This is a genomic window from Pseudomonas sp. FR229a (assembly GCF_030209115.1).
In the GTDB taxonomy this organism is placed as follows: Bacteria; Pseudomonadota; Gammaproteobacteria; order Pseudomonadales; family Pseudomonadaceae; genus Aquipseudomonas; species Aquipseudomonas moraviensis_A.
Window position 1 is genome coordinate 125,512 of record NZ_JARVSP010000025.1, and the last position, 17,249, is coordinate 142,760.

General features: G+C 61.3%; 17 protein-coding genes. 6 read left to right on the plus strand and 11 right to left on the minus strand.

Features of this window, described 5'->3' with window-relative positions; all coding sequences use genetic code 11:
* Positions 1–4 precede the first annotated feature (4 nt).
* The 6 genes from QRN33_RS20650 to QRN33_RS20675 all read right to left on the minus strand — a co-directional run bounded on the left by QRN33_RS20650 (position 5) and on the right by QRN33_RS20675 (position 8,326).
* Positions 5–715 (minus strand): ABC transporter permease, encoded by a 711-nt coding sequence (locus tag QRN33_RS20650; protein ID WP_042608233.1) that lies wholly within the window; start codon positions 713–715, stop codon positions 5–7.
* Positions 712–1,440 (minus strand): ABC transporter permease, encoded by a 729-nt coding sequence (locus QRN33_RS20655; protein WP_042608232.1) that lies wholly within the window; start codon positions 1,438–1,440, stop codon positions 712–714. Before QRN33_RS20655 ends, QRN33_RS20650 begins: the two co-directional genes overlap by 4 nt.
* 56 nt (positions 1,441–1,496) lie before the next feature.
* The gene (locus tag QRN33_RS20660; RefSeq protein ID WP_042608231.1) at positions 1,497–2,279 is read right to left on the minus strand and encodes a transporter substrate-binding domain-containing protein; all 783 of its coding nucleotides are present in this window, start codon (positions 2,277–2,279) and stop codon (positions 1,497–1,499) included.
* Between the two features lie 352 nt (positions 2,280–2,631).
* Positions 2,632–4,320 carry an ATP-dependent DNA ligase gene (locus tag QRN33_RS20665; protein ID WP_064364211.1) on the minus strand — a complete coding sequence of 563 codons (1,689 nt, stop codon included), beginning with the start codon at positions 4,318–4,320 and terminating at the stop codon, positions 2,632–2,634.
* A complete protein-coding gene (locus QRN33_RS20670; RefSeq protein ID WP_285409788.1) occupies positions 4,317–5,348 on the minus strand; it encodes a ligase-associated DNA damage response exonuclease in 1,032 nt (343 codons plus the stop codon). The genes QRN33_RS20665 and QRN33_RS20670 overlap by 4 nt, the downstream gene beginning before the upstream one ends.
* A gap of 527 nt (positions 5,349–5,875) precedes the next feature.
* The gene (locus tag QRN33_RS20675; RefSeq protein ID WP_285409789.1) at positions 5,876–8,326 is read right to left on the minus strand and encodes a penicillin acylase family protein; all 2,451 of its coding nucleotides are present in this window, start codon (positions 8,324–8,326) and stop codon (positions 5,876–5,878) included.
* Positions 8,327–8,527: 201 nt separating this feature from the next.
* Between QRN33_RS20675 and QRN33_RS20680 the strand changes: the two genes are divergently transcribed.
* Positions 8,528–9,085: a cysteine hydrolase family protein gene (locus tag QRN33_RS20680; RefSeq protein ID WP_285409791.1), complete on the plus strand. Its 558-nt coding sequence runs from the start codon at positions 8,528–8,530 to the stop codon at positions 9,083–9,085.
* Between the two features lie 257 nt (positions 9,086–9,342).
* On the opposite strand, the gene QRN33_RS20685 is transcribed toward QRN33_RS20680, so the two are convergent.
* The 4 genes from QRN33_RS20685 to QRN33_RS20700 form a co-directional block, all read right to left on the minus strand.
* A complete protein-coding gene (locus QRN33_RS20685) occupies positions 9,343–9,546 on the minus strand; it encodes an SEC-C metal-binding domain-containing protein (RefSeq protein ID WP_003198420.1) in 204 nt (67 codons plus the stop codon).
* A 5-nt stretch (positions 9,547–9,551) separates the two neighbouring features.
* On the minus strand, positions 9,552–10,037 hold the full coding sequence (locus QRN33_RS20690) for an LEA/WHy family protein (protein ID WP_042608227.1): 486 nt from the start codon (positions 10,035–10,037) through the stop codon (positions 9,552–9,554).
* Between the two features lie 121 nt (positions 10,038–10,158).
* Positions 10,159–10,635 (minus strand): YchJ family protein, encoded by a 477-nt coding sequence (locus tag QRN33_RS20695; protein WP_064364208.1) that lies wholly within the window; start codon positions 10,633–10,635, stop codon positions 10,159–10,161.
* A 4-nt stretch (positions 10,636–10,639) separates the two neighbouring features.
* The gene (locus tag QRN33_RS20700) at positions 10,640–11,137 is read right to left on the minus strand and encodes a DUF6231 family protein (protein WP_042608225.1); all 498 of its coding nucleotides are present in this window, start codon (positions 11,135–11,137) and stop codon (positions 10,640–10,642) included.
* Between the two features lie 198 nt (positions 11,138–11,335).
* Between QRN33_RS20700 and QRN33_RS20705 the strand changes: the two genes are divergently transcribed.
* The 4 genes from QRN33_RS20705 (at position 11,336) to QRN33_RS20720 (ending at position 14,037) form a co-directional block, all read left to right on the plus strand.
* The gene (locus QRN33_RS20705; RefSeq protein ID WP_024011908.1) at positions 11,336–12,031 is read left to right on the plus strand and encodes a PA1041 family peptidoglycan-binding anchor lipoprotein; all 696 of its coding nucleotides are present in this window, start codon (positions 11,336–11,338) and stop codon (positions 12,029–12,031) included.
* 90 nt (positions 12,032–12,121) lie between these two features.
* Positions 12,122–12,844 carry a PA1041 family peptidoglycan-binding anchor lipoprotein gene (locus QRN33_RS20710; RefSeq protein ID WP_285409797.1) on the plus strand — a complete coding sequence of 241 codons (723 nt, stop codon included), beginning with the start codon at positions 12,122–12,124 and terminating at the stop codon, positions 12,842–12,844.
* Between the two features lie 160 nt (positions 12,845–13,004).
* Positions 13,005–13,286, plus strand: a complete 282-nt coding sequence (locus QRN33_RS20715; RefSeq protein ID WP_042608223.1) for a DUF1145 domain-containing protein — start codon at positions 13,005–13,007, stop codon at positions 13,284–13,286.
* Positions 13,279–14,037 carry a collagen-like triple helix repeat-containing protein gene (locus QRN33_RS20720; protein ID WP_042608222.1) on the plus strand — a complete coding sequence of 253 codons (759 nt, stop codon included), beginning with the start codon at positions 13,279–13,281 and terminating at the stop codon, positions 14,035–14,037. Before QRN33_RS20715 ends, QRN33_RS20720 begins: the two co-directional genes overlap by 8 nt.
* 471 nt (positions 14,038–14,508) lie before the next feature.
* Here the strand turns inward: QRN33_RS20720 and QRN33_RS20725 are convergent, their stop codons facing one another.
* Complete coding sequence (locus tag QRN33_RS20725; RefSeq protein ID WP_285409798.1) at positions 14,509–14,973, minus strand: DUF2269 family protein; 465 nt, start codon at positions 14,971–14,973, stop codon at positions 14,509–14,511.
* Between the two features lie 99 nt (positions 14,974–15,072).
* On the opposite strand from QRN33_RS20725, the gene dinG reads away from it, so the two are divergent.
* On the plus strand, positions 15,073–17,217 hold the full coding sequence (gene dinG / locus QRN33_RS20730; RefSeq protein ID WP_024011911.1) for an ATP-dependent DNA helicase DinG: 2,145 nt from the start codon (positions 15,073–15,075) through the stop codon (positions 17,215–17,217).
* The last annotated feature ends 32 nt before the right edge of the window (positions 17,218–17,249 follow it).

Genomic DNA, 17,249 nt, shown 5'->3' on the forward strand with positions numbered 1-17,249 from the left:
GGTGCTAGTGAGTCGGCCCGAGGAAGGCCAGCCAACGGCGTTCGGCGAGGCGAAACAGGCCGACCAGCGCAAAGGTGATGGTCAGGTAGATCAACGCGGCAATGCCGAACGACTGGAAAGTCAGGAACGTTGCCGAGTTGGCGTCCCGCGCGACTTTCAGGATATCGGGAATGGTCGCGGTGAACGCCACCGTGGTCGAGTGCAGCATCAGGATCACTTCGTTGCTGTAGTAAGGCAACGAACGGCGCAGTGCCGACGGCATGATCACGTAGGCATACAGCTTCCAGCCGGTCAGGCCATAAGCCTTGGCCGCTTCGACTTCGCCGTGGTTCATGCTGCGAATCGCCCCGGCAAAAATCTCCGTGGTGTACGCGCAGGTGTTGAGGGCGAAAGCGAGGATCGTGCAGTTCATCGCGTCGCGAAAGAAACTGTCGAGGATCGGCTGCTCGCGCACGGCAGCGAGGCTGTAGATGCCGGTGTAGCAGATCAGCAACTGGATATACAGCGGCGTGCCGCGGAACAGGTAGGTGTAGAACTGCACCGGCCAGCGGATGTAGAAGTGCGGCGATACCCGTGCAATCGACAGTGGAATCGAGACGATGAAGCCGATGCCGATCGACGCGGTGAGCAGCCACATCGTCATTGCCAGCCCGGTGATGTTCTGGCCGTCGGTATATAGGAAGGCTTTCCAGTATTCCTGCAGGAGTTCGATCATCGTACGGCCTCCCGGGCACCGGCGGCGTAGCGGCGTTCGAGCCAGCGCAGGATGAAGTTCGAAGCACTGGTGATCAGCAGATAGATCAAGGCGGCGAGAACCAGGAAGTAGAACAGTTGATAGGTGCTTTTACCGGCGTCCTGGGCGGCCTTGACCAGATCGGCGAGGCCGATGATCGACACCAGTGCGGTGGCCTTGAGCATGACCATCCAGTTGTTGCCGATGCCCGGCAGGGCGAAACGCATCATCTGCGGAAACACCACGAAGCGAAACCGCTGGCCGCGTTTGAGGCCATACGCGGTGGCGGCTTCGACCTGACCACGCGGCACCGCGAGGATCGCGCCCCGGAAGGTCTCGGTGAAATACGCGCCATAAATGAAGCCCAGCGTCAGCACGCCGGCGCTGAACGGGTCGATCTCGATGTATTCCCATTCCATGTAGTCGGTCAGCGTGGTCAGCCAGGTTTGCAGGCTGTAGAAGATCAACAGCATCAGCACCAGGTCCGGCACGCCGCGAATCAGCGTGGTGTAGAGCTGCGCGGGCAGGCGCACCAGTTTGACTTTCGACAGTTTGGCACTGGCGCCGAGCAGGCCGAGCAACACGGCCACCAGCAGCGACATCGCCGATAATTTGATGGTCATCCAGGTGCCTTGCAGCAGCAACGGGCCGAAGCCCTGCAGACTGAACGAGGCCAGCCCCAGATTTTGCAGGAGGGTTTCAAACATAAATCAGCAACCTGAGCGGATGGAAAAGGCGCCCATCGAGGATGGGCGCCGGGGCATTATTTGCCGCTGTACAGATTCAGGTCGCCAAAGTGTTTCTTTTGAATCTCGGCGTATTTGCCGTCGTCGTGTAACGCTTTGATACCTTTATCCAAAAGCGCCTTCAGCTCAGTGTTACCTTTCTTGATACCGACAGCCGTTTTGGCTGGCAGCAATTCGCTGTCGACGGGCTGGCTGATTTCGTAATCGGCGCCTTTCGGCGACTTCAGAAAGCCCAGTTCGGCTTGCAGCATGTCCTGGATACCGGCGTCGAGACGGCCGGAGGTCAGGTCGGAATACACCTGATCCTGGTTCTGATAGGCCTGGGTTTTCACGCCGGCCTTGTCCAGTACGGCTTTGGCGTAGGCTTCCTGAATCGTGCCTTGCTCATAGCCAACGGTTTTGCCCTTGAGCGAAGCGACGTCGGCGGTGATGCCGGAACCCTTTTTGAATACGTAAGCGGTCGGGCCGGAAAACAGTTCGCTGGAGAAGTCGATGACCTTCTCGCGCGCCGGGGTCACGGTCATCGACGAGATCACGCCGTCGAACTTGTTGGCCTTGAGGCCCGGAATCATGCCGTCGAAATCGCTTTCGACCCATTTGCACTTGACCTTCAGTTCGGCGCAGATCGCGTTGCCCAGGTCGATATCGAACCCGACCAGGCTGCCGTCGGCCGCTTTCGACTCGAACGGTGCGTACGAAGGGTCAACGCCAAAGCGCAGCTCTTTGTATTCCTTGGCCAGCGCGGAGCCGGCGGCCATGCACAACGCCAGTGCAGAAAGGGTCAGCAATGCTTTTTTCATTATTCAATCCCTAAGAACCAATATGAGCGCTTGTGGCGCAGAATTATTGTTACTGCAACGCTTACGACCTATAGAAAGTAGCAATTTCCGAACCAGAGTGCCGAACAGGTGTTTTAAAAGGTTCAGTAACGAGGGGCAAGGGCAACCGGATGCCCGGAATCGGGCGCGGCGTTTTTCCTGCACCGTTTGCGAGCGCACGTTGAGTTGGTGGCAGCCATTACTGTGGCGAGGGAGCTTGCTCCCGCTGGAGAGCGAAACACTCCCCGGCGCTTTGCCTGAGAAATCTGCGGTGCAGGCTTTGCGACTGCAGCGCAGCCGGGCGGGAGCAAGCTCCCTCGCCACAGGGTTTCGCTCAGGCGAGCAGATCCTGGAGGGTTGCGAGGCTGTCGGCTTCTTCGACGGTCTTGTCCTTGCGCCAGCGCAGCATGCGCGGGAAGCGCACGGCGATGCCGCTCTTGTGGCGGCGTGACAAGGCGATGCCTTCGAAACCGAGTTCGAACACCAGACTCGGTTTTACGCTGCTCACCGGGCCGAATTTCTCCACCGTGGTCTTGCGCACGATGCTGTCGACCTGGCGCATCTCTTCATCGGTCAGCCCCGAATAGGCCTTGGCGAACGGCACCAGCGAGCGCTGGCTGGATTCGGGTGGACCGTCCCACACGGCGAAGGTGTAATCGCTGTACAGACTGGCGCGGCGGCCGTGTCCGCGCTGAGCGTAAATCAGCACGGCATCGACGCTGAACGGGTCGACCTTCCATTTCCACCACACGCCCATGTCCTTGGTCCGACCGACGCCATACAACGAATCTCGGGCCTTGAGCATCATGCCTTCGACGCCGAGTTTGCGTGATGCCTCGCGCTGGCGCCCGAGATCGAACCAGTCTTCGCCGGTCAGGACAGGGGAGGGCAGCAGCACCGGGCTGTTGCAGCGCGCGATCACTTCCTCTAGTTGCGCACGGCGCTTGGCTTGCGGTTGATTACGCCAGTCCTCGCCCTGCCATTCGAGCAGGTCGTAGGCGAGCACCACCACCGGCACTTCTTCAAGAATCTTCTTGTCGAGCGTTTTGCGGCCGATGCGTTGTTGCAGCAAGGCGAAAGGTTGCACAGCTGGCGGCTCATCGGATTGCGGATCGAAGGCGTCTTCGGTGGTCGGATGAGTGCTCTTCCACACGACGATTTCACCGTCGATCACCGTGCCGTCGGGCAAGCCGTGCACCAGCACATCGAATTCGGGGAAGCGCTCGGTCACCAGTTCCTCGCCGCGGGACCACACCCACAGCTTGCCGTCACGCTTGACCACTTGCGCGCGGATGCCGTCCCACTTCCATTCCACCTGCCAGTCGCTGGCCGGACCGAGCAGTGCTTCGAATTCCTCGACCGGTTGCGCCAAGGCGTGGGCGAGAAAAAACGGGTAGGGCTGGCCGCCACGCTGGGCGTGCTCATCAGCGGATTCGGGGGCGATCAGTTTCAGATAGCTGGCGGCGTTCGGCCGGTTCGACAGATCGGTGTACCCGACCAGACGCTGGGCCACGCGTTTGCTGTCGAGCCCCGCCATCGAGGCGAGGGCGCGGGTGACCAGCAACTTCGACACGCCGACCCGGAAACTGCCAGTGATCAACTTGATGCAGAGCATCAGGCTCGCCCGATCCAGCTCCGCCCATAACATTGGCAGTTGCCGCGCCAGGTACTCTGGCGTTTCACCGCGCAATGGCAGCAGCTTGTCTTCGATCCATTCGGCGAGACCGGCCTCGGAGCTGTGCGAATTTTCCGGCAGCACCAGAGAAATGGTCTCGGCCAGATCGCCGACGGCTTGATAGCTCTCTTCGAACAACCACGGCTCCAGCCCCGAAACTTCCACCGCCAGCTCACGGAGGATGCGCACCGGAACCAGTTGTCGCGGCCGCCCACCGGAAAGGAAATACACCGCCCAGGCGGCATCTTCCGGCGCGGCCTGCGCGAAGTAGGCCTGCATCGCCGCCAGCTTGGCGTTGCTCGACGTGGTCGCATCGAGTTCGGCATATAACTCGGCGAAGGCTTTCATGGGGAAGTCTCGGCAACGGTGGGTTTGACGGCGATGTCTTCTTCGTCATCGCCGTATTCAGTGGTGAAGCCTTGGGCATCGAGGCCCTGTTCGCGCAAATGGCGCACGAGCACGCCGATCGAGCCGTGGGTGACCATGACCCGTTCGGCGCCGGTCTGGTTGATCGCCCAGAGCAGGCCGGGCCAGTCAGCGTGGTCGGACAGGACGAAACCACGATCTACACCACGCCGACGTCGAGTGCCGCGCAGGCGCATCCAGCCGCTGGCAAAGGCATCGCTGAAATCGCCGAAACGGCGCATCCACGTGCTGCCGCCCGCCGACGGCGGGGCGATGACCAGCGCCTGACGCATGATCGGATCGCTTTTTTTCACGTCGCCCGCGTAGATCGTCGGCGGCAGGTACACGCCAGCGTCGCGGTAGACGCGGTTCAACGGTTCGACTGCACCGTGGCTGAGGATCGGCCCGAGGGTTTCGTCGATGCCGTGGAGAATCCGCTGGGCCTTGCCGAAGGAATAGCAGAACAGCACGCTGGCCTTGCCGGCGGCGATATTGGCCGCCCACCACTGATTGATCTCGTCGAAAATCTGCGCCTGCGGCTGCCAGCGATAGATCGGCAGGCCGAAGGTCGATTCGGTAATGAACGTGTGGCAGCGCACCGGTTCGAACGGGGCGCAGGTGCCGTCCGGCTCAACCTTGTAATCGCCCGACGCGACCCAGACTTCGCCGCCGTATTCCAGACGCACCTGCGCCGAACCGAGGACATGCCCGGCGGGATGAAAGCTCAGAGTGACCCCGTGGTGGGTGAGGCGTTGGCCGTAATCGAGGGTTTGCAACTGGATATCCTGACCGAGGCGCGCGCGCAGGATCCCGGCGCTGGCGCTGCTCGACAGGTAATGCTGATTACCGGTGCGCGCGTGATCGCCATGGGCATGGGTGATCACCGAACGCTCGACCGGTCGCCAGGGATCGATATAGAAATCCCCGGCGGGGCAGTAGAGACCTTCAGGTCGGGCAATAACAAGATCCATGTCGTGACCGGAATGGGGGGCTTGTTAGCTATGAGGCGGGTGTCAGGCTGGAAGTTCGATTGGCTTTAAAGCGCTACCCTCACCCCAGCCCTCTCCCGGAGGGAGAGGGGGCCGACCGAAGTGTCTGGCGAGGTACATCGACCTGAGGGACCGAATTGAATATGGATCCGGCACAGCCTTGAGCCTGATCCAATGTTGGATTCACCTCCCTCTGGTAGAGGGGGCCGACCGAAGTGTCTGGCGAGATACATCGACCTGAGGGACCGAATTGAATATGGATCCGGCACAGCCTTGAGCCTGGTCCAATGTTGGATTCACCTCCCTCTGGTAGAGGGGCCGACCGAGGTGTCTGGTGAGGTACATCGACCTGAGGGACCGGGTTGGATATGGATCCGGCACAGCCTTGAGCCTGGTCCAATGTTGGATTCACCGTCTCTCTTTCAGGTCGGCGAAAGACCCAAGCATCCCCCAATCAGTCCCCTCTCCCTCCGGGAGAGGGCTAGGGTGAGGGGCTGTTGATCTTTGCTCTATTTCCCTGGAGTCAGGGTCAAACGGGCCTTGCCATACACCCGGTCAAAGTTCTGCGGCTGCATCGGCAGGCCGATGTACTGGCCCTTGAGCCACGCATCGATCCCGTTCAGATAATTCGGGCTCAGCAGATTGCCCGACTGACCCGTGCCGTTCTGTGCCATCAGCGGTTCGCTCTGGCCGAAGTCGACGATAAAACGCATCGCCGGCGCACGGATCGTGACGAAGTCCTGGCCCCAGGCAAACGCCGAAGTGTTCAGCGTGGTGTGATCGCCGCCCGCCGCCAACGGCCCGCGAACGGTCTGGCCATTGCTGTTCTTCCACGCATAGCTGTGGAGTTTGCCCCATTGCCAGGCGCGGTGATCGCCGCCCAATTGACTGTCACCGGCAGTGATGGCCGCCGCGAGGCTACGGGCGAGAATCACGCTTTTGTCTTCCTTCTGCGGCGTACGGACATCGTCCCAGAACGGACTGTCCTCACGCCCCAGCAGATGATCGGCCTGCGCCGCGTAGGACAGTTCGCCGCTGGTCATAAATGCTTTCCACGCCGGGCTGGATTCAGGCCCCAATTCGTCTAGGAAAATCTGCTTCATGCTTTCCTGCAGAAACAACTCATAAATCGCTGCATCCGCAGAGGTCGGGCTGAGCTTGCCGTCGAAGGCCATCAAGCGCGTGAAGGCTTGGCGGGCCTTGCTGCGTTCGGCTTCCGGCAGGGCATCGATCGCCTGTTTCAGCGGTTGCTTCATGCCCGGTGCTTCGAAGACTTTTTTCAGCTTGGCGGCGAAGGTGGTGGTCTGGTCGTACTGCATGGCGATCACGCTGCGGCTGTCGTGCTTGCCGCTTCCCGCCATTTCCGCCAGGCGTTCGCCGCGCTCCGGTGCCGCCCAGGATTTCGACAACTGCATGCCGTAGCCGTCGGGAATCACACGCTGGTTGGCGGTGCCGAGCCAGCCTTGTGCCGGGTCCTGATCGTAGGGGTGCAACATCGGGTCGGCGTAACCGTCCCAGTCGTAGCGACCGTCCCAGCCCGGCGAGGGCAGCAGGCCTTCGCCTTCGCGGCGGTTGGGAAAGCGGCCGGTGACTTGCCAGCCGATATTACTCGCATCGGCGAATACCAGATTCAGGGTAATGGCGCGGATTTCGCGGCTGGCGTCCGAAGCGCGCTCGACGTTTTGCGCGCGGGTCAGATCGAAGAAGGCATCCAGGGTTTTGTCGTCGGTGAAATTCGGTGTCTGCAACGCGAGGCCGAAGCCGCTGCCTTGCGCCGCTGCCTGGGCACTGTTGAGCAGCGCGCCGTGGCGGGTTTCGTAAACGGCTTCGCGAATCGGTCGCTGGCCTTTGACGAAGTAGGTCTCGTTGCGCACGCCCAACGGCTGCCATTTGCCGTTGACCTCATAAGTCAGGCTGCTGCCCTGACGGCGTATTTTCTCGAGGAACAGGTCCTGATTGTCGCCGAGCACGCTGGTCATGCTCCACGCCACTTTGCCATTGAAGCCGCCGAGCACCATCGGCAGGCCGGCAACCGTGACGCCAGCGGCCTGATATTTCGGCGCGCGGATCTGCACGAAACTCCACAACGACGGCGCGGCGAGCGGCCCGTGCGCGTCGCTGGCCAGCAGACTCTTGCCGCTACGGCTGCGTTGCGGGGCGATCGCCCAGTTGTTAGCAGTCGGTGTGGCGAGCAGGTTCAGCGCCGACAGCTGCTGGCTGGCCCTGCTCAGTTCGGTCAGGCCCGGAATCTGCCCGTTGAGCTTGAGGCCTTGCAGCTTGTCGGCTTCGGCCACCGGTAGATTTTCATCGGGCGCCGACGGGCTCAGCCAGGCGAGTTTGTCAGTGGTCACGGTTTGCGCAAGCACCAGTGACTGGATTTCCTCCGGCAGGTTGGCCGACTGGCTGAAATTCAGCAGGGCAAAGATCAGCGCCGAATCCTCCGGTTTCCAGTATTCCGGTTTGTAACCGCTGGCGGCGAGGTCGCCCGGCAACTTGTCGGCGTAGCGGAACAGGTAGGCGTTGACGCCCCGTGCGTACACCTCGAAGAAGCGTTTGAGGCGTGGCGACGAGGCCTTGTAGAGCTCGCCGGCGCTCTTCTTCAGATTGACCGCGCGCATGTAGCGGTCAGCATCGAGCATCGACGCGCCGGACATTTCCGCCAGCCGGCCCTGGGCCAACAGACGCAGGGTGACCATCTGATTGATGCGGTCGCTGGCGTGGACATAGCCGAGGCTGAACAGCGCGTCATGGAAGCTGTTGCTCTCGATCAACGGCATGCCCATCGCATTGCGCCGCACCGACACGTTCTGCGCCAGGCCCTTGAGCGGTTGCACGCCGGAGGTCGGCGGCAGGCTGTCCTGGGCGTTCCAGGTCTGGCAACCGGACAAACCGAGAACACCGGCCACTGCTGCGGCAACGCCGAACCGGGGAAGAAAATGTGTAAGGGCTGGCGAGGCCATGGCGAAGCTCCTGCGGGGGTATAAGGCTGGGGGCGCAATAAAGCCGCTACGTTAGTGAGGGCGCGAGGGCCGCGCAAGCGGGGCGAGTGGTTATTTGTGCAGTTGTCGGCTGATCGGTCACAGGCGTGACAGTTGCTTGTGGGAAAGCGCTGATGTTGAACTACGGAATAAGTCCCGAGACCTGTCAGGAGAAAGATCGCTATGGCGCTTCAAAGCAACGCTGCGCTGATCATCATCGACCAGCAGAAAGGCATTCTGCATCCGCGTCTGGGGCGGCGGAATAATCCTCAGGCCGAAGAGCGAATGCTTGAGTTATTGGCGCTGTGGCGCCTGCGCGGGCGCCCGGTGATTCACGTGCAGCATTTGTCGCGCTCACCTGACTCGGTGTTCTGGCCGGAGCAGTCCGGGGTGGAGTTCCAGCCACGCTTTGCGCCGCAGAACGGTGAATGGCTGATCCAGAAACAGGTGCCGGACGCGTTTTGTGCCAGTGGGCTGGAGGCGCAGTTGCGTGAGGCTGGGATCGGGCAACTGATCATCGTTGGTGTGGCGACCAATAACTCTGTTGAGTCGACGGCGCGCACTGCGGGCAACCTGGGGTTCGACGCATGGGTGGCAGAGGATGCGTGTTTTACCTTCGACAAAGCCGATTATTTCGGCACGCCACGTACCGCTGAAGAGGTGCACGGGATGTCGCTGGGGAATCTGCATGGGGAGTACGCGACGGTGGTCGGCTCTTCGCAGATTCTGGCGGCGGGCTGAAGTTTTGTAGTGGAGGCGCCGCCGCCTTCGCGAGCAGGCTCGCTCCCACACTCGACCGCATTTCGTCAGAAGGAATGCAATTCACTGTGGGAGCGAGCCTGCTCGCGAAAGCGGCGTGTCAGGCGCCAACAATGTTGAATGTGCCGGCCCCATCGCGAGCAGGCTCACTCCTACAGGAGATCGGTACGCGGTCACTGTGGGAGCGAGCCTGCTCGCGAAGACGGTGTGTCAGGCGAAGAAGATCTTCGCCAGTGACATCAAGCGCCGTGGCACTTCTTGAATTTCTTACCGTTACCGCACGGGCAAGGGTCGTTACGACCGACGTCTTTCAAGGCGTTGCGCACCGGTTCCTGGTGGGCGTGGCCGCAGTTCGGGCCGTGGACATGACCATGGTCGTGATCGTGATGGTGGTCATGATCGTGGTTGCAGTCAGGGCCATGGACATGAGGTTGCTGGGTCATCGAGGTCACTCCGGAGTTAGATCGGCGGGGATTATCACGCCATTGCGCTCCAGGTGCACGTAGTGGGCGATGAATAAACCGGTTTCCATTTCCCCTTGCAATCGATAGGGAATCTGCTGATTCGGATTTTTCAGCAGTTTCACCACCTGTTTGATCTTCGGCCACAGGTTGGTGCGGATCGGCACTTTGAAATAGGCGCTGCGCTTCGGCCCGACGGTAAACCAGTGCTCATGCTCGCCCTCGGTGAGCAGCATGTCGGCCAGATGGATGCGGTATTCCAGACCGCGTACGGTCAGGTCGCTGTCGTTGGGATTGTCGACGCGAAAGTGCAGGATGAATTTCTGCTCGAGCAGTTTGGCCCGCACCACCTCGACTTTCACCAGATGCACGGCGGGTTCGACGCTGTCATCACTGAACCACGAGGCACAGCCGCCGAGGTTTACGATCAGCATCAACAGCAGAAAATTTAATGTGCGCCGGCGACCGAGCATGGTTGTACTCCCTTTGTTGCCAGTCTAGACGCTAAAAGATCGCAGCCTTCGGCAGCTCCTGCAGAATGAACGCAAATCCTGTGTAGGAGCTGCCGAAGGCTGCGATCTTTTGATCTTCAGCTCAAGCGCCGAAATAACCCGCACAGCACTTCTTGAACTTCTGCCCGCTGCCGCAAGGGCAGCCGTCATTGCGCCCCAATTTCATCTGCACCGTCGGATCGATGAAATACCAGCGCCCGGCGTTCTGCACAAACGAGGAGCGCTCGCGGTGGCTGTGCTCGCCCTGGGTGTCGTGCCAGCGCGCAGTGAAGGTGACGAAAGCATGTTCCGGCTGACCGCCGAAGACTTCCGAGCTTTCGACCTCAAGACCGAGCCAGGTGCTTTGCGCACTCCAGTCGCTGATCGATTGTCGGTTCAATCCCGCTTGCTGGGCGGGCAGGGTGGTCGCCACCAGATAGTCGATCAGCCCCAGCACATAAGCGCTGTAGCGCGAGCGCATCAAGGCTTCGGCGCACGGTGCCGGGTGGCCGTCATGATAAGGGCCGCAGCAGGCATCCAGCAGATTGCCGCTGCCGCATGGGCAAATGGCTGTACTCATTGCATTACCACCAGTATTTCCCGAAATTTTCCGGATTGGCCCAGAAGCGTGAATTGAGCCAGTCGGGGACTTGTTTGTAGTCAAGCAGATCGTAAGTGAAGAGGGTCAGCACCTGCTCGTCGCGCTGGAAACGCTCGCTGGCCTGCAGTGCCAGCGAATAGAAATCGGTTTCCTGCCAGCCACTGGCCGCGAGATCAGCCAGCACCGCGATGCGACTGGCGTTGAGATTGCGGATGCCGCCCAACAGGTTCAGGCCGTCGCGCTTGGGCAAATGTTCCAGGCAATCGACTACCAGCGCCAGATCGAAGCGTTGCGCGGCCAGTTCGGCAGGCAATGCGCCGGGCGCGGCGTGGGCCACCAAGGTGTCAGGGTGCGCCTGCTTGAAGGCGTCCAGGGCTGGAAATGCGCTGGCGCCGATCAGCAGCAGACGAGCCGGGGCGTAGCGATCCAGCAAAGCGGCCAGCGCCTGTTGCGGCGTGCGCGAAGAAATGGCGACGTTCATCGAAGCTCCTCAGTCAGACCGCCAAGACTAGCCTGCCAGACTGCGGCGGCAAAGCGCCCGGTTGCGTGGTTTTCCTTAAAAGTGGCAAACCCCTGTGAACACGGTCGCAAACAGCGGTGGCCTATTGCTGGCGGAGATTAAAACTCCGGTCTTTAATCCCTGAATCGGTTTCAAGCCGATCCCTCAGGAGAAAACTAGATGAGCATAGTTCGGACAGCATTACCCTTGGTTCTGCTAACCAGTGTGTTGACTGGTTGTGCAGGTTTGCAGAAAACCGACTGGCCGACCTGTGCGGCGGTCGGTGGTGTGGTCGGTGCCGGTCTCGGCGCGACGGAAAGCGCTTCGTGGGCCGGTTATGGTGCGCTGCTGGTTGGCGGCACGGCGGCGGCTTATTGCTGGGTGCACGGTGATGGCGATGAGGACGGCGACGGCGTGCCGGACAGTCGCGACAAGTGCCCGGGCACGCCAAAAGGTGTGCAGGTCGATGCTGACGGTTGCCCACCACCGACGCCTGCGCCAGTGGTCGAAGAAGCGGTTGTGGTCAAGGAGGAAACCATCGTCATTCGTGATGTGCACTTCGAGTTCGACAAAGCCACGCTGACCGGCCCTGACAAGCAAGTGCTCGACAAAGTCGCCGATCGCCTGAAACAGGAGTCCTCCACCGCGCAACTGACCGTGACCGGTCACACCGACAGTGTCGGCAGCGATGCCTACAACAAGAAACTCTCGGATCGGCGTGCGCACTCGGTGGTGGAATACCTGATCCAGCAAGGCGTACCGCGTGCCAGCTTCGTTTCGGTGTCGGGCCTTGGTGAAAGCCAGCCTGTCGCTGACAACAAGTCGGCCGATGGTCGCGCGCAGAACCGTCGCACCGAAATCAAAATCGTCCGCTAGCCCCTCTCGCATCCGCGGCTTGTGCAGTCGCGGATGCGGGTCTTTACTCCTGTGTAACCGGTATGGGCCGGTACACAGGAGCGTTCACAAATGCGTGTTTTCTCAAGGTCCGTCTTGCCGGTGCTGCTGCTTGGCAGCTTGCTCACCGGTTGTGCCACTCACAGCGATGGCACCGCCCCCCTCAATCAACGTACGTGGCCGATCTGCAGCCTGCTTGGCGGCCTGGTCGGCGGCGGTCTTGGTGCCATTGAAAGCGCCGGCTGGGCCGGTGGCGGCGCGGCATTGGGCATCGTCACCGGTGGCCTGATCTGTTATGCCCAGGATGGCGACGAAGACAGCGACGGCGTGTTCGACCGCCGCGACCGCTGCCCGGACACGCCGGAAAACACCGAAGTCGATCACCGCGGTTGCCCGCGGCCGCAATATCCGGTCGCAGTAAAACCGGTCGAGCCGGCGCCGCAAACCGAAGTGATCATCCTGAGCGATGCCGGCAACGTGTTGTTCGATTTCGACAAATCCGATCTGACCCCGGCGGCAAAAGCCCAGCTCGACACCTTGATGGACAAGCTGCGCAATGCCGATGTGGTCAGCATCAAAGTCATCGGGCATACCGACAGCAAAGGCTCCGACGCCTATAACCAGGCATTGTCGGAACGCCGTGCCAGCAGTGTCGCTGCGTACCTGCTGAGCCAGGGCCTGGCGCCGAACAAGCTCACCAGCGAAGGGCGAGGCGAAAGTGAACCGGTGGCCGATAACGCCAGCGATGAAGGTCGCGCAGAAAACCGCCGCGTCGAGCTGCACATCAATCGTTAGGAAAGGTCTGTAGTCCGCAGGCTAGAGCTGCCGGGCCGAAATCATCGGCTCGGCAGCCTTTTACCCGCTGTTTGTAGAAATTTCATTTTTCCCTCTGGCTTATCCCCCGCAGAAGCCGGTACTGTGCGTGCAAAGAATAATTCGCAACACGGGGGAGCGTATGAAGGTGTTCTGGGGGCTGGGGCGTTTGCTGACCCTGCTGTTCTGCTGCGTGGTGCTGGCCAATCAACTGGTGCCGTTCGTCCATCCGCTGCATCTGCTGGTCAATCTGGCTGGCGCTCTGTTGTTGCTGATTCACGTACTCGAAGTGCTGCTGTGCAATCGCAGTCTCAAGGGGCGTCCGCATCCTTGGCGTGATCGTGGGCGCATTCTGTTGTTCGGCGTTTTCCATCTGCAAACCATCCCGGCCCCGGCCGCTCCGGAGGCTTCTTCCCATGCGTAAACTCTGCCTGCTCGCTGCATTCATCAGTCCACTGGCCTGCGCCCAGGTGGTCAACGTGCAAAGCAATTCGCTGATGCGCTTGCCCAATACCACCAGCACCCTGCAACTGGAGAAGCTGGAAGTTGCCGATTACGGCACCTTGCTGATCCCGTCCAACGTGACCGAATTGAACATCGATGAACTGCGCCTTGGCCATGAAGCGCGCATCGCCATCGTGCCGGCGGAACAGGCGCTGGAGCTGAAAGTCAAGCGCGCCGAGTTGAGCGACGGCAGCCAGATCACCGCACGCGGCGCCCCCGGTACTTATGAAAAGGCTGCCCGGGCCGGGCGCAATCTGAACCTGCAATTTCAGGCCCTGAGCGCGCCGCAATTGACCGTCGATGCCCGTGGCGGCACCGGCGCACCGGGTTTCGTCGGCCTCGACGGCGGCAACGGTGAAGATCCGGGCTGCACCTATGGTTCGGCTGGCCACGGCGCCGATGGCAGTGACGGCAGCGATGGCCAGCCGGGCGCGCCGGGTGCGCTGGTGCGCCTTGCCGTGCCACGGGATTTCCCGGCCGAGCTGATCAAGGTCAACGTGGCTGGCGGTGCCGGCGGCCCGGCGGGTGTCGGTGGTAAAGCGGGGAAGGGCGGCAAGTCCAAGGGTTGCCTGGTGTACCGCGCCGATGGCGGCAAGAACGGCAAGGCCGGCGCGGATGGGCAGCCTGGGCCGACAGGGGCGGCGGGTGCCGTAACCGTGCAGCGTCTCTAAAGGCAAGCCCTCACCCCAGCCCTCTCCCAGAGGGAGAGGGAGCCGACCGAGGTGTCTGTCGCTATCCATCGACCTGAAAGACCAGGTCGATTATGGATTCAGCGAAAATCTTCCAAGTCGGCGTAACTCCTCAATATCCCCCAATCAGTCCCCTCTCCCGTAGGAAGAGGGAGCCGACCGAGGTGTCTGTCGCTATCCATCGACCTGAAAGACCAGGTCGATTATGGATTCAGCGAAAATCTTCCAAGTCGGCGTAACTCCTCAATATCCCCCAATCAGTCCTCTCTCCCGTAGGAATAGGGGGCCGACCGAGGTGTCTGTCGCCATCCATCGACCTGGAAGGCCAGGTCGATTATGGATTCAGCGAAAATCTTCCAAGTCGACGTAACTCCTCAATATCCCCCAATCAGTCCCCTCTCCCTCTGGGAGAGGGCTAGGGTGAGGGGCTTTTGATCTTTGAGTCGCAGATTGTCAGAACATTGGCCGAGCCGCAGCCACCGCCACCAGCACCACCCCGACCAGCAGATTAAGGCCCACCACCCGCCGAATCCGCGCCAGCACCGCCGCACCCGCCGGCCAGTCCTTTGCCTCGACCGCCTTGCGCAACTCCGGCAGCATCAACCCCTGAATTCGGATGAACAGCGCCGTCATCACCACATACAAACCGATCATCACCTGCACATACTTCGGTGCGGTCTCAAAGCCGACCTGCTGCAAGTGCAACATGCCTACGCCGCTGATCGGCAACAGAATCACCGCGACCCAGACCCAGCGGAAAAAACCTTGAAACACTTCCACCCACAGGGTCAGGCGAGCGGGGCCCTCGAGAGCCTTCACAGCCGCGGGGCGCAAGACCATCCAGGCGAAAAACATGCCGCCGACCCACACCAGAGCGGAGAGGACATGCAGGGGGTAAACGAGGCTAAAAGGTGTCATTCGGGCACTCCGTTCTGCGCAGGATCGATTAGGCAGGTATGATAGCCGCCGAACCAAACTACTGAAAATTTATCCAGCGTTTCCAGCGCCCGACACTCAATGATCAGCACTGAACTCAAAACCACGATCCAGGGCGCCTATTCGCGTTTTCTAGAGGCCAAGAGCCTCAAGCCGCGTTATGGCCAGCGCCTGATGATCGCCGAAATCGCCAAGGTACTCGGCGATATCGACACCGACGATGAAGGCCGGCGCAGTGGCGACCCCGCGATTGTCGCGGTGGAAGCCGGCACCGGTACCGGCAAGACCGTGGCCTACAGCCTGGCGGCGATCCCCACGGCGAAACTGGCCGGCAAGCGTCTGGTGATTGCCACCGCGACCGTCGCCCTGCAAGAGCAGATCGTCTACAAGGATTTGCCCGACCTGATGCGCAACAGCGGGCTGAATTTCAGTTTCGCCCTGGCCAAGGGCCGGGGCCGCTACATGTGCCTGTCCAAACTCGACATGCTGCTGCAGGAAGGCCACGCGCAGACCGCCACCGCGCAGCTGTTCGAGGAAGAAGGCTTCAAGATCGAAGTCGACGAGGCCAGCCAGAAGCTGTTCACCAGCATGATTGAAAAGCTCGCCGGCAATAAGTGGGACGGCGATCGTGACAGCTGGCCGAACGCGCTGGAAGACGCCGACTGGGCGCGCCTGACCACCGATCACAGCCAATGCACCAACCGGCATTGCCCGAACTTCGGCCAGTGCGCCTTCTACAAGGCCCGCGAAGGAATGGGCAAGGTCGACGTGATCGTCACCAACCACGACATGGTGCTGGCTGACCTGGCTCTGGGCGGCGGCGCCGTGCTGCCGGATCCGCGCGACACCATTTACGTGTTCGACGAAGGCCACCACCTGCCGGACAAGGCCATCGGCCACTTCGCCCATTACACGCGCCTGCGCTCCACCGCCGACTGGCTGGAAACCACCGCCAAGAACCTCACCAAACTGCTCGCCCAGCACCCGTTGCCGGGCGATCTCGGCAAGCTCATCGAGCAGGTGCCGGAGCTGGCGCGGGAGATCAAGACCCAGCAGCAGTTCATGTTCACCGCGTGCGAGCAGATCGCCGATTTCAAACCCGGCGAAGACGTCGAAGGCCGAGAGCGCCCGCGTCACCGCTTCGTCGGCGGGGTGATTCCCGAGGACATGCGCGAGATGGGCATCGAGCTGAAAAAAGGCTATTCGCGCCTCAACGACCTGTTCCAGCGTCTGACCGACCTGCTCAAGGAAGGCATGGATGGCGAGGTCAATATCGGTATTGCCAGCAATCAGGCCGAAGAGTGGTATCCGCTGTTCGGCAGCCTGTTGTCCCGTGCTTCCGGCAATTGGGAGCTGTGGACCGCGTTCACCGCCGAAGACCCGGAAGACAGTCCGCCCATGGCGCGCTGGCTGACCCTGGCCGAAAGCGGCTCGCTGTTCGACATCGAGGTCAACGCCAGTCCGATTCTGGCGGCGGAAACCTTGCGGCGCAGTTTGTGGAACGTCGCGTACGGCTGTCTGGTGACCTCGGCGACGCTGACGGCGCTGGGCACTTTCGATCGTTTCCGCATGCGCGCCGGCCTGCCGAAAAAAGCCGTCACGGCGGTGGTGCCGAGCCCGTTCCATCATGCCGATGCCGGCGTGTTGCGCGTGCCGGATCTCAAGGCCGATCCGCGCGACGCCGCCGCCCATACCGCGGCGATCATTCGCGAACTGCCGGATCTGGTCGAGGGTTCCCGGGGCACACTGGTGCTGTTCTCCTCGCGCAAGCAGATGCAGGACGTCTTTGACGGCCTCGACCGCGACTGGCGCAAACAAGTGTTCATTCAGGGCAACCTGTCGAAACAGGAAACCCTCAACAAGCACAAGGCGCGGGTCGATGGCGGTGATTCCAGCGTGCTGTTCGGGCTGGCCAGTTTCGCCGAGGGTGTCGATTTGCCGGGGGCTTATTGTGAGCACGTGGTGATCGCCAAGATTCCGTTCTCGGTGCCCGATGATCCGGTCGAGGCTGCGTTGTCGGAGTGGATCGAAGCGCGCGGCGGCAATCCGTTCATGGAAATCTCCGTGCCCGATGCCTCGCTGAAACTGGTTCAGGCCTGTGGCCGTCTGCTGCGTACCGAAGAAGATCGCGGCACCATCACCTTGCTCGACCGGCGTCTGGTCACCCAGCGCTACGGCAAGGCGATCCTCAATGCGTTGCCGCCTTTCCGTCGTGAAATATCCTGAGACACGGGTGGGCCGATTGGCCCGCCGCGTTG

Excerpts from the sequence above, each read along its gene's own strand:
- QRN33_RS20660 (WP_042608231.1), bottom strand. The coding sequence starts at position 2,279 with ATGAAAAAAGCATTGCTGACCCTTTCTGCACTGGCGTTGTGCATGGCC.
- QRN33_RS20695 (WP_064364208.1), bottom strand. The coding sequence starts at position 10,635 with ATGAGTACAGCCATTTGCCCATGCGGCAGCGGCAATCTGCTGGATGCC.
- QRN33_RS20665 (WP_064364211.1), bottom strand. The coding sequence starts at position 4,320 with ATGAAAGCCTTCGCCGAGTTATATGCCGAACTCGATGCGACCACGTCG.
- dinG (WP_024011911.1), top strand. The coding sequence starts at position 15,073 with ATGATCAGCACTGAACTCAAAACCACGATCCAGGGCGCCTATTCGCGT.
- QRN33_RS20655 (WP_042608232.1), bottom strand. The coding sequence starts at position 1,440 with ATGTTTGAAACCCTCCTGCAAAATCTGGGGCTGGCCTCGTTCAGTCTG.
- QRN33_RS20715 (WP_042608223.1), top strand. The coding sequence starts at position 13,005 with ATGAAGGTGTTCTGGGGGCTGGGGCGTTTGCTGACCCTGCTGTTCTGC.
- QRN33_RS20725 (WP_285409798.1), bottom strand. The coding sequence starts at position 14,973 with ATGACACCTTTTAGCCTCGTTTACCCCCTGCATGTCCTCTCCGCTCTG.
- QRN33_RS20720 (WP_042608222.1), top strand. The coding sequence starts at position 13,279 with ATGCGTAAACTCTGCCTGCTCGCTGCATTCATCAGTCCACTGGCCTGC.
- QRN33_RS20705 (WP_024011908.1), top strand. The coding sequence starts at position 11,336 with ATGAGCATAGTTCGGACAGCATTACCCTTGGTTCTGCTAACCAGTGTG.
- QRN33_RS20675 (WP_285409789.1), bottom strand. The coding sequence starts at position 8,326 with ATGGCCTCGCCAGCCCTTACACATTTTCTTCCCCGGTTCGGCGTTGCC.
- QRN33_RS20700 (WP_042608225.1), bottom strand. The coding sequence starts at position 11,137 with ATGAACGTCGCCATTTCTTCGCGCACGCCGCAACAGGCGCTGGCCGCT.
- QRN33_RS20690 (WP_042608227.1), bottom strand. The coding sequence starts at position 10,037 with ATGCTCGGTCGCCGGCGCACATTAAATTTTCTGCTGTTGATGCTGATC.
- QRN33_RS20680 (WP_285409791.1), top strand. The coding sequence starts at position 8,528 with ATGGCGCTTCAAAGCAACGCTGCGCTGATCATCATCGACCAGCAGAAA.
- QRN33_RS20685 (WP_003198420.1), bottom strand. The coding sequence starts at position 9,546 with ATGACCCAGCAACCTCATGTCCATGGCCCTGACTGCAACCACGATCAT.
- QRN33_RS20650 (WP_042608233.1), bottom strand. The coding sequence starts at position 715 with ATGATCGAACTCCTGCAGGAATACTGGAAAGCCTTCCTATATACCGAC.
- QRN33_RS20710 (WP_285409797.1), top strand. The coding sequence starts at position 12,122 with ATGCGTGTTTTCTCAAGGTCCGTCTTGCCGGTGCTGCTGCTTGGCAGC.
- QRN33_RS20670 (WP_285409788.1), bottom strand. The coding sequence starts at position 5,348 with ATGGATCTTGTTATTGCCCGACCTGAAGGTCTCTACTGCCCCGCCGGG.